The organism is Leifsonia sp. Leaf264 (assembly GCF_001422325.1).
Taxonomy (GTDB): domain Bacteria; phylum Actinomycetota; class Actinomycetes; order Actinomycetales; family Microbacteriaceae; genus Orlajensenia.
Genome location: NZ_LMMR01000005.1, coordinates 276683 through 293172, shown reverse-complemented (window position 1 = coordinate 293172; position 16490 = coordinate 276683). Strand labels below are relative to the sequence as shown.

Sequence of the window (16490 nt, the reverse complement as noted above, 5' to 3'; positions counted from 1 at the left end):
CGGCTCCGGAACCTGCACACCTGAACGAAAGACCATCATGAAGAAGAACCCCGAGGTCAAGGCCGGCGCCAGCCGCGCCACCAACCGGAATCTGAAGTCCCCGTTCCACGGAGCCACCAAACGAGACCTTCGCACCCTCCGCGGCCTGGCCGTCTACACCGAACTGTGGAAGCGCTCATCGATCGCCGGCCACGGCCAGCTGATCGGCTACGCCCCCGAGATCCAGGACGGCCACACCGGCCTCTACGTCCTCAAAACCCTCTTCGAGTTCGAGAACCGCGCCTGGAAGGCGATGTCACGCCTGGCGAACTTCGACCAGATCTGCGCAGCGCACTCCGTCGAGCACATGCGCCGGTACGACCGTGACGCGTACGAATCCCACATGCTCCGCCAGGAAGTCACCGAGCTCCGCAACCGCGTCAGCACCCTCGAAACCGCTCGCTAGACACGACGACGACGACGACGACGACGACGACGACGACGACGACGACGACGACGACGACGACGACGACGACGACGACGACGACGACGACGACGCAACGACCAGGCTGCCGCGGCGAGGCGCCGGACAAGCCATCCCCTTCAGCAGTTTCGGATCGCAACCGCGCATGTAGGTGTCGAAGAAGAAGCAGTCGACTCGCCACCTTGGAGGCACACGTGTCCAACCCTTTGCTCGCAGCATTCACGGCCCGCACCGAAGGTCCGGTCACCGCCGCCGACGCCACCGACTTCCTGAACGCGCTCGGCGGGCCCGGCCCGGAGATCGACCACCGGGCCCTCCGCGGAGCTTCCACGGCCGCGACGGCGAATGTCCTCATCGCGCTCAACGCGATCGGGCAGCTCTCCACCACAGCTGAGCAGGACGCGATCGTCGACCAGGCCCGCACCGTCATGCAGAACATCGTCGTTTCGCTCACCGCCCAGATCCCCGACACGGACAACAACCGGCTGCTGGAGATCGTCGGCAACACCAACCCGGTGCTCGCTGCGTTCGTCGCCGTCTACCTCGGCGAGCCGGACCCGCACACGATCACCGACTGGTCCGTTGCCGTCAAGGAGCTCATCGACAACGTGAAGTACTTCGACGACGAGGAGGACGACGGCGGCATCTTCAGCGACGAGGTCAACCTCGACGTGTACCACCAGGTGCGCACGTCGCTGGACGCTCTCGGCGACAGCTGGAAGCTCGGCTACCTGGAGCACGCCGCCGACGTCCTGAACCGCCTCGGCGCCGCAGAGCTCGTCACCGCCAACTGACCTACGACCCGAAACCAGAGGAGCCACGAAACCATGAACACGATCATCCACGCCTACGCCGCCTACGGCGTCGACCCGAGCACGAAGGAGTTCGACTCCACCGTCACGTGGGAGTTCTTCGTCGAACGAGCTGACGTCGACGCTGAGGAGTCCGCCCGCGTCGGGTACGCGCAGACCGCCAACCTGGAGGACACCGCCGCCACCCAGTACCGGGTGACGTTCACCTCCGACGAGCAGATCCTGAAGACCGCCCGCCGGTCATCCACGTTCACCGAAGACGGAGCCGACCGGCGAGAGATCATCGCTGAGGCCATGGACGTCATCGAATGGGACCTCAACTGGAACCACCCGGCCGTGTCCATCGTCCGCGAGAACACCGCCGCCCAGAAGCTCCGCCAGTCCACCGTCACGGTCCTCAACACCAACCCGATCGTCACCGCGTTCCGCGAGCTCGGCGAGGACGCAACCGCCGACGTCGCCGCGGACTGGACGGACAGCCTCACCCGGTACATGGCCGGTGAACCGTGGGAGCACCACGACTACGAGGTCGACCTCTGCGACGTCATCGACGACCACGGCATCACCCCCGACTCAGATCAGGTCACCCACGCCCGTGCGTACCTGCACCAGATCGCCACCACGGAGGAGGCAGCATGACCATCCTCGGATCGCGGGATCCTCGCGACATGCACACCGATCCGGAGCCATGGGAACGTCATTCGGTCGCCACCGGCCTCCTCACCCGCCACGCCCAGGTCGTGGAAGGGTTCGTGAGCTTCCTGCCCCGCAAGGAGTTCATCCCCGTGGTCACCCACGAATACAACCCCGTGCTGGCGACCGTCGGCCGTGTCGTCGGCCGCCGCAACCTGTACGGTGACGAGCTCACCGAGTGGATCGTCCGCCTTCGGAACATGGACACCTGGCACCCGCGGTGGACACCTGAGCATGTCGAGCATGCCACCGTGGTGCTCCGACGGCTCGCCCGGTACATTCGGAGCCAGGATCGTGGAAGGGCATCCGCATGACCGTGTTCGGCAGCCGTGACCCGCGCGATCTCACCGACCTGTTCCCGTGGGAGCCGCGCCTCGACGCCCGCCTGAAGGACCGGTCCCGCCGTCGAAACCAGACAGCGAACCACGACTGCGAGTACCGCCCCCGCCGTGTCGGCGCCACCCACCCTCACAACCGGGTACTCGCCGAGTTCGGACGCACCGTCGGACGACGTGACCTCCCAGGAGCTGTCTGCGTCGGATACGCATCGTCGCTGCGCAGCCCGGGGAACTGGGAAGCCGAGTGGACTGCCGATGAGGTGCAGCACGCGATCACCGTGCTGATGCGCCTCGCCCAGCACCTCAGACACCTCCGCACGGCGGAGCTGGCATCACGGAACCCTCTCGACGCTGTTGCCGGCGCCACCTGGGAACGGATCCCCGACGAGCTGCTCGGGATCAAGTCGGCCAGCTGACCGCGGACCGAGCTCGCTGCGTCCGGCAGGAGTGCCGGCGTCCGCACATGTTGGTCCTGAAGAGAGAATCGACCGACAGGAGCCACCCCGCATGATTTTCGGCAGCGCAAGCCCAGCCCGATTCGAGGACGGCCGCACGCAAGCGTCCGCGACCCTGTACAACCGGTACCTGGATGTGTTCCGTCAGGGCGCCAATGGGTTCGACGGAGACCACGACAAGTTCGTGACCGACTACCTCGCTGCACTCACCTCGTTCCCCAAGGTTCCAGCCGACGGCCCGACCGCCGCATCGTCGGTCGTGGCGAAGATCTCCGCCACCCGAGCTCCCGGCATCTTCGGCGAATCGTTCGATGCTCTGATGCGCGAGCATGCCGCCATCGTCCTCACCCGCCTGCACAACCTCACCTCTCCGAAGGCATCCTGATGACCGGCCCCATCTTCGGCTCGAAGTCCCCGGACTGGCTGAACAACGACCCGCACCCGTGCGTCCGACCGTCCGATGGTGCCCGCGGCAGCGCCTACATGGAGGCGAACCTCCTGCCGGGACAGTCCGGCCCGTTCGGCGTCATCGAGCAGCTGCTCTACGACCCACGCCCGGAGTTCACCCCGGCACTCACACACCCGCACAACCCTGTGCTGCACAACATCCGTGTCGCCAAGTTCGACGCGACGGACATCGACGAGTTCATCGACGCGTCCATCAGCCACCTGAAGGCCGGCGCCGACCCTGGCGACGATCCGGCCCATGTTGCGCATGCACTGGCTGTCATCACCAAGTGGAAGAAGGTCCGTCGGGCGAACCGGCCGACGTTGATCCTCGCCTCCCAGTGGGACGAGGACCTGAACCTCGACCCGACCCCGTGGGTTGACGCGTTCGGTGAGCGGTTCTCCGAGCAGGGCATCTTCACCGGCCCCGTTCGCTACTACCGCCCCCGCGAGGAGTTCGTTCCCACCATCACCCACGACACCAACCCGATCCTCGCCGACTTCCGTGATTTCACCGGGTTCACCTACGAATGGCTGACCTACCTGGACGAGCCGGCCGAGCAGAAGCGCAACGGTGAACCGTGGACACCGGAGCAGGTCGAGCACGCCCGACGTGTCCTCACCCGCCTTCACGCCTGGCGGGAAGCCCACGAACCGATCAAGCAGGAGCAGGACGCATGAGCCTCACCATCAAGGCCGGAGACAACATCCGCTTCAGCGGATACAGCAACGGCGAGACCGACGAGGACAACCCCGAGGTGTTCGAAGGGATAATCTCCCACGTCACCCGCACCAACCGGTTCGGACCTTACGTCACCCTCAACGACGGCCGTGAAGCGTACCTGTCCGACTACGACGAGCTGGCGATCGTGAGCGTGAACCCCGGTGCCCGGCCGGAACTCCTCGAGGAGCTCGCTGCAGTGATCGGGGAGAACAGCGCTCTCAGCCCTGCAGCGCTCGCTTACGTCCTCGTGTCCAAGGGATTCCACCGGTGACCGTGCATGACCTCTTCGGCACAGAGCCGCTGAAGGATCTGACCGACGCGATCGTGGCAAGCCGTCATCTCGGCACGGCAGCTCTCGCACGCGAGCTCGTGAGCCGCGGCTTCCGAACCGAGGCCACCCAGACTCCAGAGACGCCCTCGACAATCATGGCCGGAGATTCCATCCGGCTCACATCCAGCAAGTTCGGAAACTGGACCGAGGAAGGTGTCGTTTTCAACACCGAGTACAGCGACCGGCTGGGCACTGAGGTGAACTTCGAGGACGGCAGCACAGTGTTCCTCCGTGACTTCGACATCGTAGAGATCACGCACGCGAACGCCGGCGCCCGCCCCGACCTCGTGAAGACGCTGACCGAGGCGCTCACCGGCAGCCGAGGTCTCAGCCCCGACGCCCTCGCATACGTGCTCGCGTGCAAGGGGTTCCACCGCTGAACCCTGCACGGCTTCTTCGCTTCCCCGCATTCTGATAGGAAAGAAGGCACCGACCGGGCGGAAGCCCTACCGAGGAGAACACCGATGGACGCCACTGAGGCCGCATGGGCGAGAGTTGACGCCGCCCTGGTAGACGCGAAGGCGATCACCTTCGACGGATGCCACCAGATCTACCTGGCGATGGACGAGGAGCAGGTCACCAAGTCCGTTGAACGCGGTTACGGTGCCGACGATGACACCCGGAAGCTGATCCGTGTCACTGACCGTGCCGCCGCCCGTCGGACGATCGAGCAGTGGTTCGATGACTCCTGCCCCCTGCGTTTCATCACGGCCGTGCGCACGGTGGACACCAACCCGCACGCAGGGTACGAGGATCTGATCGGGCAGTTCGAGCTTGGCGAAGCCCGGTTCGTGCTGGACGAAGACGACGACGACGACGACGACGACGACGACGACGACGACGACGACGACGACGTTCAGCAGGAACGCCGCTAGCCGCACATGGTGGTGGTGAGCAATGTGACTGGCTGCCGTTGGCGCTGGTTGATCGACTGTCCCGGGAGGTGTGATGGCGCAGGCCGTTGTGAGGAAGACGCGCGTCAGAGTGCGTCCGGCAGGCACCACCCCGGTGCGCTACCGGTACCGCGCCTATCCGAACTCGGAGCAGGAACAGACGCTCGCCCGACTGTTCGGGTGTGTCCGGGTGGTGTTCAACGATTACATCCACTCGCGAACGACCGCGTATCAGGCTGGGCTGAAGGCACCTACGCATGGGGAGCTCAGTGCTGGTCTGACGGCGGCGAAGCGGACCCCGGAGCGGGAGTGGTTGGCGGAAATGCCGGCGGTGGCGTTGCAGCAGGCGCAACGCGACGCCGATCAGGCGTACCGGAACTTCTTCTCCTCCATAGCCGGCACTCGGAGGGGCCGCCGGGTGGGAGCGCCGAAGTATCGGTCGAAGAAGGACAACAGGCACACCGCCCGGTTCCCGACCTCTGCCTCCACCGTGCTGGTGCGTCGGGTAGGGAAGAATCGGGGAAGGTTGACGTTGACCGGGATACCCGGAGAGCTGACTCTGGCCTGGTCTAGGGACCTACCCTCGGCAGCATCGTCGGTGACGGTGATTCGGGAAGCTGACGGTCGCCACTACGTGTCGTTCGTCGTGGACCGGGCCGCTCAGGAACAGTTGCCCGCCACCGGCCGGGTAGTCGGCATCGACCTGGGATTGACTGACCTTGCCACCATCATCGACGAAGACGACCAATCCCGGAAGGTCGACGCCGCACGACTGTTCCGGAAAGCAGAGGCAAAACTCGCCGCCGTGCAGAAGGAATCCGCCCGTCGGAAGGCGCGCGCCGATCGAGCGTCCGCCCGCGCGAAGACTGCAGGCAGTGAGGCGCCCGTTGTCGACCCGCAGCAGCGTCGCGGTGGGTCCTCGGTGCGGGAGGCTGCCGCCCGGCGGAAGGTCGCGAACCTGCACCGTGGGGTGCGGGAAGCGCGGTTGGACGCGCACCACAAACTTGCCCGCCAGCTCGTTCGCGAGAACCAAGTGATCGTGTTGGAGACGTTGGGCATCACCGGACTCGCCAGAACAAGGATGGCGAAATCCGTGCACGACGCCGGATGGGGGATCCTCACCCGGCTGATCGAGGAGAAAGCAGCAGCCTCCGGGCGCACCGTCATCCGAGTGCCCCGGAACTTCCCATCCACCCGCATGTGCTCCGCCCCCGGATGCACGTTCGTGTGGGGCGAAGCCCTGAGTTTGGATGTCCGGGAGTGGGACTGCCCCGACTGCGGGGCCACCCACGACCGGGACGTGAACGCTGCCGCCAACCTCAGGAACTACTACTTGTCGCCGCAGGACGATGTGGAGACGATAAACGGCCGCAGAGACAACGACCCAGGAACCGCTAACCCACGCGGTGATCAGGCAACCGTCAACGACACGGCAAACCAGACCTACTCTGCAACAGCAGCACAGGGAAAGGAATCCCCGGGCTTCAGCCCGAGGGACGACGTCAAGGCATTCACCAGCATCGATCGACCGGACTCCGAGAGGATCATCGCGTGAACATCGACGGCAACACCCCGGTCCTCCCGGACGTGAAGATGCGCGAGCTCGGGTTCACCGACCGTGTCGACACCCGTTGGTATCTCTGCAAGCGGGTCGGGAAGTTCGGCATCACGTTGGACGTGACGATCGACAAAGCCTCCGGCAACTTCGAGGAATACGTCATCGACAACGACTTCCTCCAGCCGTTCTACTACGGACGGGCGAAGCCGGAACTCCGGGACGAGATCATCCAGAACATCGACAGGATCATCGCCGAGCTCAACGAAGCGGGCCTCACCGTCCACGTCGACCACGGCGCGTACGGGGTGGCGGAGCCGATCCAGCAGTAAGCAGTTCGGCCAACTGGTTCTCGTCTCGGCCTTACGCTGCATCGGTTTCTGACGATATAGTTTCAGTGAAGGCTTTTATCGAAAGTCTATTTTCGGAGGATAGCCCCTATGCGACGCGCTCACACCTACTCGCCAGCCACCCGCGAGGCGCTCCGTGTGCTCGGGCTGCGGATCGCCGCGGCCCGCCGGGAACGCAAGTGGACGACAGTGGAGCTATCCGAACGAGTCGGCATCTCCGTCCCCACCCTCCGGAGCGTGGAACGAGGCGAACCCACGGTAGCGATCGGAGTCGCCTTCGAAACCGCGACCATCGTCGGTGTCGAGCTGTACGGAGACCCGTCCACTGTGTCGGATCTCCGCCGCCGCGCCGAGGACCGCCTCGCCCTCCTCCCCGCCAGCGTCCGAATGCCGGAAGCGCCGGTGCGCAATGACTTCTGAGCAGAACACCGGCCAGCCCACCGAAGCATTCGTGTGGGTATGGACCCCCGGAGCATCCGACCCGGTCGTCGCCGGGCTCATCGAACGGATCGGCGACACTCACTTCTTCACGTACGGAGGCAGCTACCCGAGCCTTCACGATGCCGTGCCGCTGTACCTCCCAGAGCTACCGCTGACCAATAAGGACAGGATCCGCCCGCTAGGCGACCTCACCCTCGCCGGCTGCCTCGCCGACGGCGCACCCGACGCCTGGGGACGCCGCGTCGTCCTCGCCCGACGGCTGGGGAAAGTCACCAGGGAGACCGACGTCGACCAGCTCGACATCCTCACCTACATGCTCGAATCCGGATCCGACCGGTTCGGCGCCATCGACTTCCAAGCCTCCGCACGCGAATACGTCCCACGCCAGAAGTCCGCGAGCCTGGAAGAGCTGCAGACCGCAGCAGAACGGCTCGAGGCAGGCACCCCGCTCACCACAGCGCTCGGCGACGCCCTCGTGCACGGCACCTCGATCGGTGGCGCCCGCCCGAAAGCACTCATCCACGACAACGGCCGTCACATGATCGCGAAGTTCTCCTCGATCACCGACACGTACCCCGTCGTGAAAGCTGAAGCCGTGGCGATGGACCTCGCCCGCCGAGTCGGACTGAGCGTCGCCCCCACCACCCTCACCAGAAGCGCCGGCAAAGACGTCCTCCTCGTCGAACGGTTCGACCGTGTGCCCGGGACGACAGAAAGAATCATGGCGGTGTCCGCGCTCACCATGCTCGGACTCGGCGAGATGAACGCCCGCTACGCCACCTACACCGACCTCGCCGACCTCATCCGGGCCCGGTTCGCCTCATCCCGGGACACCCGCGAGCTGTTCGCCAGGATCGTGTTCAACATCGCCGTCGGCAACTTCGACGACCACGCCCGAAACCACGCTGCCCTCTGGGACGGAAAACTGCTGTCCCTGTCCCCGGCGTACGACATCTGCCCACAGCCCAGGTCAGGGGAGACCGCATTTCAAGCCATGGCGATCGGCGTCAACGGGGAACGGGAGAGCCAGTTCCGTGTATGCGTCGACGCGGCACCGGTGTACGGCCTCACATCGAAGCAAGCGAGAGACATCATCGACCACCAGGTCGAGGTCATCCACTCCGAATGGTCGGACGCCGCCGACGCCGCACAACTGACCGAGGGGGAGCGGCAACGTCTCTGGGGCCGGCAGATCCTCAACCCGTTCGCCTCATACGACTACTGACCCTGATCCGCGCAGCTCCGCCCAGGAAGAAGCTGACGGAAGGACACCATGATGACCACTGTGAAAATGACCCCCGCCCAGCGAAAACTGCTGACCCGTTTCGTCCACGCTGACACGCATGTGCCGCTGACCGGCCCGAGCATCCAGACTGCCAGACAGCTCGCCGAGGCCGGCCTGCTCACCATCCATGAGCTGCAGCGGTACCGGTACGCCGTGCTCACGCCTGAGGGTGACGTCGCACGCGCCGGGCTGGTCGACACTGCGAAAGCAGAAGCTGCGTGGGTCTCATGGGCATCCGAGCGCCCCGACTCCCGATATGGGTCGCAGCAGATGGACACGTTCCTGGCCGGGTACTACGCCCGCGCCGGCGAGAAGTAATCCGAGCAACCGACACCAAGGAATATTCGGGCTTAGCTGACGGTTTTCTACACTAATCGACAGGTTTCTACTATCGTCGGTTCTTAGCCGACAGAAACCGGGGCACCCATGGCGATCATCTTCAGCGAAGACCTGCCCAGCAGCCGCGCCGGCACCGACGCGGTCTCCCAAGGCAAGCTGCGCCGCATCGCACAAGGAATCTACACCGACGACATGCGTCGGCCGCTAGATGAAGTGGTCGCCGAGAACTGGCAGCGCATCGTCGGCCATGAACTTCCTGGTGCTGTCATCACCGACCGGTCCGCTTTCACGGGGAAGCCGGTCGACGGACACCTGTTCGTCGCCCACACCCGCGCCCGCACGCTTGAACTTCCCGGGCTCACCATCGTCCCGGCGTCCGGTCCGGCGGCTCAGCCTGACGACATCCCTGTATCCGGCGGCCTGTACCTGGCGTCGGAACACCGAGGGTTCATCGACAACGCAAAACCAAGCCGCGCCGTCCGCGGCCGCCCGCCGCGCACCCTCACCAGGGAGGAGATCCACACCCGCATCGCCGAGCTCACCCCGACCAGGACGAAGGAGCAGTGGGCCAGGTTCCAGAAGAATGCAGAGGGTTACGCTGCGGCGTCAGCGCAACCGGAAGGCCTCGCCGACATCAGCGCTGCGCTCGGAGCAGCCACCGGAGACCGGCCGTCCGTCGACTCGCCGTCCACCCTGATGAACGCATTGAAGACCGGCCGGCCCTACGACCACGCCCGGGTGAAGCTGTTCCAGAAGTTCGCCGACGATCTGAAGCAGCAGCCACCTCGCCCGCGGACACCGACAGCCAATCAGGAGTACCTGCCGTTCTTCGACGCGTACTTCTCCAACTTCATCGAAGGCACCGAGTTCGGGGTTGAGGAAGCCGCGAAGATCGCGATCGACGGGCAGATCCCCGTCGACCGACCGGAAGATGCCCACGACGTCGCCGGCACCTACAGGATCGTCAACGACCCGGCAGAGATGGCCCTCACGTTGACAACGTTCGCGGACTTCGAGGACGCGATGAAACGGCGCCACGCCGCGATCATGGAAGGCCGTCCCGGGAGGCGACCCGGCGAGTACAAGCTGCTCTCCAACCGTGCCGGCGACACCGAGTTCGTCCACCCCGACCAGGTCCTGGAAACACTGAAGGCTGGCTGGGAGATCGGCGCTGAGCTTGCCGAACCGTTCACCCGCGCCGCGTACTCGCTGTTCCTGATCTCGGAGGTCCACCCGTTCGTCGACGGGAACGGTCGGGCGGCCAGGATCATGATGAACGCCGAGCTTGTGCGAGCAGGCCAGCAACGCATCATCATCCCCATCAACCTCCGCAACGAGTACCTGTCCGGGCTGGTGAGGTTGACGAACTACGGCAACTCAGACGGACTTGTGCAAGTGATGGATTTCGCGCAACGGTACGCAGGGCAGATCGACTTCACCGACTTCGACACCGCCTGGCGGGAGCTTCGGGGGACGAACGCGTTCCTGCGCGAAGGGCCCGGCCTTCGCCTTCCAGCCCAGATGCCGGCCGGGTGGAGCTACGCCGATCTGGACTCGGCCGACATGTCCACCCCATCGCTGATCGACTCCATCATCAACGTCGAACTGGCTGACGACGGCACTGGCCGTCACGACTACCGAGCTGGGCAGGCAGGACAGCTCACGGACCGCGGCCGATACCACGAGCGTCCGGCGCACCTACCAGAGCAGCAGCTCTAGCTCGGGGGACGTCGGCGGCCGAGATCCGCCACATGCCCTCTCGACGACCACGTCGTTCGAGGGGGACCTGTTGGACATCCGCACCGCCGTCATGCCGAAGCTCCGCAGCATCCGCCGCGCTTCGATCATCACCCTGACTGTCGGGCTGACCCTCACCGCGATCGTCGGCATCGCCATGATCCTGACGGGCGACTTCGACGAAACCCGCACACGAATCCTCGGAACCACCGCTCTCGTCGGTTCGTTCGGCGTGGCTGCCCTCGCGCACCTGGCGCCGGCCCGCCGTGTCAGGTGGAGCCCCTCCGTCGGCCTGTACGAAGCCGGTCTGGCGCTCATCCTGGGTCTGATCTGCATCTGGAACGCTGACGTGTGGCAGTGGGAGTTCGTCTGGAAGACCTTCCTGATTGCCGCGATCCTCTCCGCCGCCCTGGTGAACATCAACCTGCTGGCGTTGCTCGGCGGCCGCACCCGCCCGTTCGTCAAGTACGGGCTCCGCACCACCTACGCGACCATCGGGCTGCTGTACGGAATGGGCGCCCTCATCGTCATCACTCCCGATGTTTGGTCCGAAGGGTACGCCCGCGCCATGGCAGTCCTGTGGATCCTCGCCGCTCTCGGCACCATCGTCGTTCCTGTCACCGCACTGTTCCTCCGCGACCCCGTCGCTGACGGCCTTCCTGTCATGCCGACCCTCGACGAGGAGATCCTGCAGACCGCCGCGGCGCTCGGCATCAGCCGGGACGAGCTCATGCAGCGGCTGCTGGCTTCGGACCCGGACCGGCCTGCGCCGGTGCCGACGACCGAGCAGCTGCCGGGAACCTGAGTCACTGCCGGGGGATCGTGCCCCCGGAAAGGGGACAGGCGCTGGTCCCTTCCGTCTCGGTACCTTTCGGACGAGGGAAGGACACCCCGCAATGACGCATCAGACCCAACCCGAACCAGCGCGCAGAGGAGGGGTCGGGAGGTCCGTGTTCGGACTTCTCGTGCTCATGTTGCAAGCCGCGGGCGTCGTCTTGCTGCTGATCGCAGCTTTCGGTGGAGGTCCGGTTATATGGGCGTGGGGGTGGGGTCTCACCATCGCTGGCTTGGTCCTGTACGTCGTCATCAAGCTGATGAACCGCGCCGAACGTCAACACATCACCGAGCAAGCCGTCCGTGGCGTCGGAGCTCCACCGCCACCGGCCGTCCAGAAACAACTATGGGCGGCCGCGATGAAAGCCACCATGGACCGCTCCGCCCCCAGCATCTACGTCATCGAGAACTACGGGCAGCTGTGCCGGATGTGGGTGGAGCGACACGGCGACACCGGACGCTGAGCTGAGACGCTCCGCCACATGCCCATGAGGCATGAGCACCCCGCACCCCGTCCCCACACCGGTCCAAGCTGCCGCGTCCTGGGCGTGGCGGATCCTCGTGATCGTCGCCGCGGCCGCCGCAGCAATGTGGGGCCTCGCGAAGCTGTCCGAGATCGTCATCCCGGTACTCATCGCCATCCTCCTCGGCTCCCTCCTCGTCCCCGTCGTCGGGTTCCTGAAGCGGAAGCGCTGGCCAGCATGGGCTGCAGTGACCGCCACCCTCGGCGGGACCGTCCTGATCCTCGGCGGCCTGGTGACGGTCGCGGTCATCCAGATCATCCGCGGCTCCCGCGACGTCGCCGGCCGCGCCGTCGAGTTCTGGGACTCCGTGAAGGTGTTCCTCCACGACTCCCCGCTCGGCCTCACCAACACTGAGATCAACGGGTACGTCGACTCAGCCGTCGATGCCGTTCAGTCCGACTCCAGCGCGCTGCTGTCCGGCGCCATGTCTGTCGGTTCCGGCGTCGGCCATGTCGGCGTCGGCCTCGCACTCGCGTTCTTCACCCTGCTGTTCATCCTCATCGACGGGCCCCGCATCTGGTCGTGGATCGTCACCCTGTTCCCCGCTCGAGCTCGCACGAAAGCTGACGGCGCCGGCAAGGTGGCCTGGGCCACCCTCAGCAGCTTCGCGAAGATCCAGGTTCTCGTCGCCGGAATCGACGCGCTCGGCATCGGCCTCGGCGCCGCCCTCCTCGGCGTCCCGATGGCCGTCCCCATCGCCATCCTCGTGTTCATGGGAGCTTTCATCCCCGTCGTCGGCGCCCTCGTCGCCGGCGCCGTCGCCGTCATCCTCGCCCTGCTGTATTCCGGACCGTGGATCGCCCTGTGGATGCTGGTCGTGATCATCGCCGTCCAGCAGCTCGAAGGACACATCCTGCAGCCGTTGGTCATGGGCAACGCCGTCAAGGTCCACCCGCTAGCCGTCGTCCTGGCAGTCGCTGTCGGATCGTTGGTCGCCGGGATCCCCGGAGCGTTGTTCGCCGTCCCGGTTGCTGCTGTCGTCAACGTAGTCGGGAAGTACCTGACCGGGACCGATAGCGCAGCGCCTTCGGAACCTACCGACTCCGAGACAGCGTCGACTGCAGAGCTCGCGATCACGGAGGTGGACGCATGATCGACCGCACAAACGTCGTGATCATGTTCGCCGTCCAGATCGCATCGATCGTATTCACAGTGGTCTCGGTGGTGTGGGTCACGGCGGTGGACAATGGAGTTGAGAGGTGGGCGCGGTTCGGTCATGTGTGCATCGCCATATTGATGTTCGCCACGGCGGTCGGCGCTCTATCCGGCATACTCCACCTCCTAGACGCGCGCGACAAGCGACGCCGCACGAAGCAGCCATCCGACTGACGAACGTCGCCGCCGCCACATGCCAACAGGTATGTCCGACGTCACAGACACACTCGCCGCTCTCCTCGCCGTCGACGCAGCCTTCGACCTGTGGGACATGCCCCAGTCGTTGGCGCTGCTCACCCGGTCACCATCGGGGGAGCTCGGCACCCTCACCGTCCCGTTCCCGCCTGACCTGTGGGCCGGTCAGGACACCGCACTGGTGCTCGACGTGATCGCCGCGGCGGTCGTGCAGGGAAGCCCGTTGCCGATCCCCGACGACGCACCCGAGGACCACACCGTCGACGGGCTCGTGCTGTACACCGAAGGGTGGCAGCTGTCCCTGGCCGGACTCACCTCGGATGAGCTCGACAGCCTCGACGAGTGGGCGGCCGGCCGGTTCCCCGACCACCCCCGCGCCAAGGAGGTCAAGACGTTCACCGCAGTCGACATCCGCGGCGGGAGACACGCCGCCACACTCACCCGCGGCCACGGCACAGCCACCACCTTCGAAGGGGTCGACGTCACCGGGAAAGCAGCCGATGGTCTCACGGCGATCCTCGCAGCTGTCGCGATCACCGCGAACTGACGCTCGCGCGCAGCGTGCGACGCGCAACGCCGAAGCGCGACGCCTGACGCGCCCATCCGCTCGGCGCGCATCTCGGCGCGCATCCGCTCGCGCGCGCAGCCAAAGTTCGGCAATCCCGCACATGTAGGTAGCGAGAAAAGGGAGAACGAACTGACATGAAGATCCTCACCGCCACCGACCGCACGCAGGGCACCGCCGACAACGACTTCACCTGGGTGGACGAGGGTGAGATCCTCACCCTCGGTTTCGTCTGCGGCCGCGACCAGAGCAACCCCGACGGCGGCTGCGGATGCGGCCGTTCGTTCTCAGGAGCCGTCTGCCACAAGGCAACCACCACCGCCCTCGTCGTCGACACCGACATGACCCGCGCCGAGGTCATCGCCCACGTCGTCGCGAACAGCAGCTGGCCGAAGTCGATCTCCTCCGGGATGGCGAAGGACATGCTGGCTGTCGCCGCCAAGTTCGACGCCGGTCACGTCATCCAGCGCCGCCTGGATGTGTACGCCGTCCGCGAGCTCGTCGCCGCCTAACCACCAGACACCGAAAGAGGTGCCGCGCCCACCCCGGGTACGGCACCTCTTCTGTGTGTCAGACCAGACGCAGCTGATCAGGGTAGTCCACCAAACACAGGTCGGTGTGCCGGAGCATACTGGTGGTGAGCGCGGTGCACCATGCCAGACAAAGGAACGCCTCCACCTGTTGAACTCCCGCCGGCGACGCCGGCGGCCATACCGGTGCGGCACACAACCAAGCGGCCCCTCACCTGGAAAGACTGGGCTGTACTTGCCACTGCTGGCGCGGCCGTCATCAGCGCAGTCGTCCCGCTGATCATCTTCCTTCTGTCGAAGGATGGGCCTTCAGCGGCTGAAGCGCCGCCGCCCGCTGTGACTTCAACCGCGGCTCCGACGGCATCGTCAGCCGTTGTCACGGTGGCCTCCTTTGACGAACTCACGGACCTCGTGGCCGCCGCAGCAGCAACGGAGCTTCCGGCGGGGGAGACGGTGTACCAGGACTTCGACACGATCGGTACGACATCATCCAGCATCTCCGTCCCTGCCGCATGGTCCGACAGGGACGAAGCGGTGTGGGCCGCCCGCAACGGCGATCTGCTGGGAGAGACTGTCGCAGCAAGCGAGAACCTGTTGGCGATGGGTAACGGGGAAGCGGTGCCGGGGCTACAGCTGGTCACGTCGGGGGCATTCGATGGGGACAACGACCTCTTGGATGGGAAAGCTGTCACGCGGACAACCTGCGAAGGCGGCGAGCCGAAAGACTTCTTCGCCGAGGGGTATGAGGGAGAGTTCCGAATCTGGAGCGAGTGCGGACCTGAGGGCAGCCAGAACGGTATCAACCTCGACATTGTCGTGCAGGACCTGCAGTACCGCGGGACGATCGCGATCTTCGCACGGCTGACTGACACCAGCGACGTCACTGCCTTACGTGCGTCGCTGGATTCGCTGGCGACGGTCCAACGAGAGCTATCCACGGATCAACTGACGCAGGCAGTCGACAGCGGCGAATCGTCGATCTTGGGTGTCGTTGCCTCAGACAGGGGACTGTCCCTCCCGTTCGATGTGCCCGCCATGCCTGGTCAGAACCGTAAGTTGGCGCCGCCCGATGATGAACCTTCAACCAGTCCTTCCGAGGAACCTTCAGAAGCGCCTTCGGAGGGGCCTTCGGAGGAGCCCTCTGATGAACCCTCCGATGGGCCCGTCTTGCCCGGACCGACTACGCATAAGGACCCGGACGACCCGATCGCCCCATGACCCTGCTTCGAGCCGGGCGTCCGGCCAGCTCGCGCCGACCGGGCCCGCCGCCACTACGCCTGCATGTGGTCGACGACGATCTGGACGATCATCGAAGCCTCGAACCGGTGCCCCGGGCATTCCGGGTCACCGCATGTGCACGGGTAGTTGCCGGTGAGGAACGCCTCGACCGCTTCCTCCGCGGCGAGCCGCCCAGGCTCCACTGCGGGTGGCTCACCGAACGCTTCAGCGGACGCCAGGATCCGCCGGCCGTCCTCCACATCCACCATGTACTTCAGGTTCCCGTCCGAGGACAGGTCGATCGCGACGACCTTCCCGGAACCGAACATGGTGCCGACGGTCTCGCCGAGTTCGAACTCAGGGGTGCTGCTCACAGGTGACTCCTTCAGGTTGTTCGGCGCGCACGCCGGTCCGCCCGCAGAGATGCGGGGCGAAACAAGGGCCGGGACTCAGAGCCGGCCGCCAAAGGAGCACGACGATTCAAGCACACTGTCGGGTGTGGCCGGCGGTGCGTCATCTCGTGCAGCACCTACATGCGCGGAACCGGGACCGATCGCATGACCTTCAGTCGGTTCGAGTAGCAGACTGGGGTGCAGCACTCCCACC

25 protein-coding genes are annotated in these 16490 nt (G+C 65.6%); 23 read left to right on the top strand and 2 right to left on the bottom strand.

Going from position 1 to position 16490, the window contains the following annotated elements; genetic code table 11:
* The first annotated feature begins 37 nt into the window (after window positions 1–37).
* The gene (locus tag ASF30_RS10725) at window positions 38–445 is read left to right on the top strand and encodes a hypothetical protein (protein ID WP_055905936.1); all 408 of its coding nucleotides are present in this window, start codon (window positions 38–40) and stop codon (window positions 443–445) included.
* Here ASF30_RS10725 and ASF30_RS22995 read toward each other — a convergent pair.
* Window positions 420–572, bottom strand: coding sequence for a hypothetical protein (locus ASF30_RS22995; RefSeq protein ID WP_162240736.1), 153 nt, complete (start codon window positions 570–572; stop codon window positions 420–422). The genes ASF30_RS10725 and ASF30_RS22995 overlap by 26 nt on opposite strands.
* An 85-nt stretch (window positions 573–657) precedes the next feature.
* Here ASF30_RS22995 and ASF30_RS10720 point away from each other — a divergent pair, with 85 nt between their 5' ends.
* From ASF30_RS10720 to ASF30_RS10615, 22 genes are all read left to right on the top strand, one after another.
* The gene (locus ASF30_RS10720) at window positions 658–1257 is read left to right on the top strand and encodes a hypothetical protein (protein WP_157497213.1); all 600 of its coding nucleotides are present in this window, start codon (window positions 658–660) and stop codon (window positions 1255–1257) included.
* A 33-nt stretch (window positions 1258–1290) separates the two neighbouring features.
* Window positions 1291–1914, top strand: a complete 624-nt coding sequence (locus tag ASF30_RS10715) for a hypothetical protein (RefSeq protein ID WP_055905931.1) — start codon at window positions 1291–1293, stop codon at window positions 1912–1914.
* Window positions 1911–2282 carry a hypothetical protein gene (locus tag ASF30_RS10710; RefSeq protein WP_055905928.1) on the top strand — a complete coding sequence of 124 codons (372 nt, stop codon included), beginning with the start codon at window positions 1911–1913 and terminating at the stop codon, window positions 2280–2282. Before ASF30_RS10715 ends, ASF30_RS10710 begins: the two co-directional genes overlap by 4 nt.
* Window positions 2279–2722, top strand: a complete 444-nt coding sequence (locus ASF30_RS10705; RefSeq protein WP_055905925.1) for a hypothetical protein — start codon at window positions 2279–2281, stop codon at window positions 2720–2722. Before ASF30_RS10710 ends, ASF30_RS10705 begins: the two co-directional genes overlap by 4 nt.
* 91 nt (window positions 2723–2813) lie before the next feature.
* Window positions 2814–3146: a hypothetical protein gene (locus ASF30_RS10700; RefSeq protein ID WP_055905923.1), complete on the top strand. Its 333-nt coding sequence runs from the start codon at window positions 2814–2816 to the stop codon at window positions 3144–3146.
* On the top strand, window positions 3146–3889 hold the full coding sequence (locus ASF30_RS10695; protein ID WP_055905918.1) for a hypothetical protein: 744 nt from the start codon (window positions 3146–3148) through the stop codon (window positions 3887–3889). Before ASF30_RS10700 ends, ASF30_RS10695 begins: the two co-directional genes overlap by 1 nt.
* Window positions 3886–4203, top strand: coding sequence for a hypothetical protein (locus ASF30_RS10690; protein ID WP_055905915.1), 318 nt, complete (start codon window positions 3886–3888; stop codon window positions 4201–4203). The genes ASF30_RS10695 and ASF30_RS10690 overlap by 4 nt, the downstream gene beginning before the upstream one ends.
* Window positions 4200–4643: a hypothetical protein gene (locus ASF30_RS10685; RefSeq protein ID WP_055905912.1), complete on the top strand. Its 444-nt coding sequence runs from the start codon at window positions 4200–4202 to the stop codon at window positions 4641–4643. Before ASF30_RS10690 ends, ASF30_RS10685 begins: the two co-directional genes overlap by 4 nt.
* 84 nt (window positions 4644–4727) lie before the next feature.
* Complete coding sequence (locus tag ASF30_RS10680; RefSeq protein WP_055905909.1) at window positions 4728–5138, top strand: hypothetical protein; 411 nt, start codon at window positions 4728–4730, stop codon at window positions 5136–5138.
* Window positions 5139–5211: 73 nt separating this feature from the next.
* Window positions 5212–6711, top strand: coding sequence for an RNA-guided endonuclease InsQ/TnpB family protein (locus tag ASF30_RS10675; protein WP_055905906.1), 1500 nt, complete (start codon window positions 5212–5214; stop codon window positions 6709–6711).
* Window positions 6708–7043, top strand: a complete 336-nt coding sequence (locus tag ASF30_RS10670) for a hypothetical protein (RefSeq protein WP_055905903.1) — start codon at window positions 6708–6710, stop codon at window positions 7041–7043. The genes ASF30_RS10675 and ASF30_RS10670 overlap by 4 nt, the downstream gene beginning before the upstream one ends.
* Before the next feature lie 108 nt (window positions 7044–7151).
* A complete protein-coding gene (locus ASF30_RS10665; RefSeq protein ID WP_055905899.1) occupies window positions 7152–7481 on the top strand; it encodes a helix-turn-helix transcriptional regulator in 330 nt (109 codons plus the stop codon).
* Window positions 7471–8727, top strand: coding sequence for a type II toxin-antitoxin system HipA family toxin (locus tag ASF30_RS10660; protein ID WP_055905897.1), 1257 nt, complete (start codon window positions 7471–7473; stop codon window positions 8725–8727). The genes ASF30_RS10665 and ASF30_RS10660 overlap by 11 nt, the downstream gene beginning before the upstream one ends.
* Window positions 8728–8778: 51 nt before the next feature.
* On the top strand, window positions 8779–9105 hold the full coding sequence (locus ASF30_RS10655; RefSeq protein ID WP_157497211.1) for a hypothetical protein: 327 nt from the start codon (window positions 8779–8781) through the stop codon (window positions 9103–9105).
* Window positions 9106–9213: 108 nt separating this feature from the next.
* Entirely contained in the window at window positions 9214–10845 is a 1632-nt protein-coding gene (locus ASF30_RS10650) for a Fic family protein (RefSeq protein WP_055905892.1), read from the top strand.
* A 70-nt stretch (window positions 10846–10915) separates the two neighbouring features.
* The gene (locus ASF30_RS10645; RefSeq protein WP_055905890.1) at window positions 10916–11668 is read left to right on the top strand and encodes a hypothetical protein; all 753 of its coding nucleotides are present in this window, start codon (window positions 10916–10918) and stop codon (window positions 11666–11668) included.
* Window positions 11669–11813: 145 nt separating this feature from the next.
* Window positions 11814–12161 (top strand): hypothetical protein, encoded by a 348-nt coding sequence (locus tag ASF30_RS10640; RefSeq protein ID WP_055905887.1) that lies wholly within the window; start codon window positions 11814–11816, stop codon window positions 12159–12161.
* Window positions 12162–12192: 31 nt separating this feature from the next.
* Complete coding sequence (locus ASF30_RS10635) at window positions 12193–13314, top strand: AI-2E family transporter (protein ID WP_055905884.1); 1122 nt, start codon at window positions 12193–12195, stop codon at window positions 13312–13314.
* Window positions 13311–13550 (top strand): hypothetical protein, encoded by a 240-nt coding sequence (locus ASF30_RS10630; protein ID WP_055905882.1) that lies wholly within the window; start codon window positions 13311–13313, stop codon window positions 13548–13550. Before ASF30_RS10635 ends, ASF30_RS10630 begins: the two co-directional genes overlap by 4 nt.
* Window positions 13551–13581: 31 nt before the next feature.
* Entirely contained in the window at window positions 13582–14118 is a 537-nt protein-coding gene (locus ASF30_RS10625) for a hypothetical protein (protein ID WP_055905880.1), read from the top strand.
* Window positions 14119–14273: 155 nt separating this feature from the next.
* Window positions 14274–14648 carry a DUF7715 family protein gene (locus ASF30_RS10620; protein ID WP_055905877.1) on the top strand — a complete coding sequence of 125 codons (375 nt, stop codon included), beginning with the start codon at window positions 14274–14276 and terminating at the stop codon, window positions 14646–14648.
* 141 nt (window positions 14649–14789) lie between these two features.
* Window positions 14790–15884, top strand: coding sequence for a hypothetical protein (locus tag ASF30_RS10615; RefSeq protein ID WP_157497209.1), 1095 nt, complete (start codon window positions 14790–14792; stop codon window positions 15882–15884).
* A 53-nt stretch (window positions 15885–15937) separates the two neighbouring features.
* Here the strand turns inward: ASF30_RS10615 and ASF30_RS10610 are convergent, their stop codons facing one another.
* Window positions 15938–16258, bottom strand: coding sequence for a hypothetical protein (locus ASF30_RS10610; protein WP_055905872.1), 321 nt, complete (start codon window positions 16256–16258; stop codon window positions 15938–15940).
* Window positions 16259–16490 lie beyond the last annotated feature (232 nt).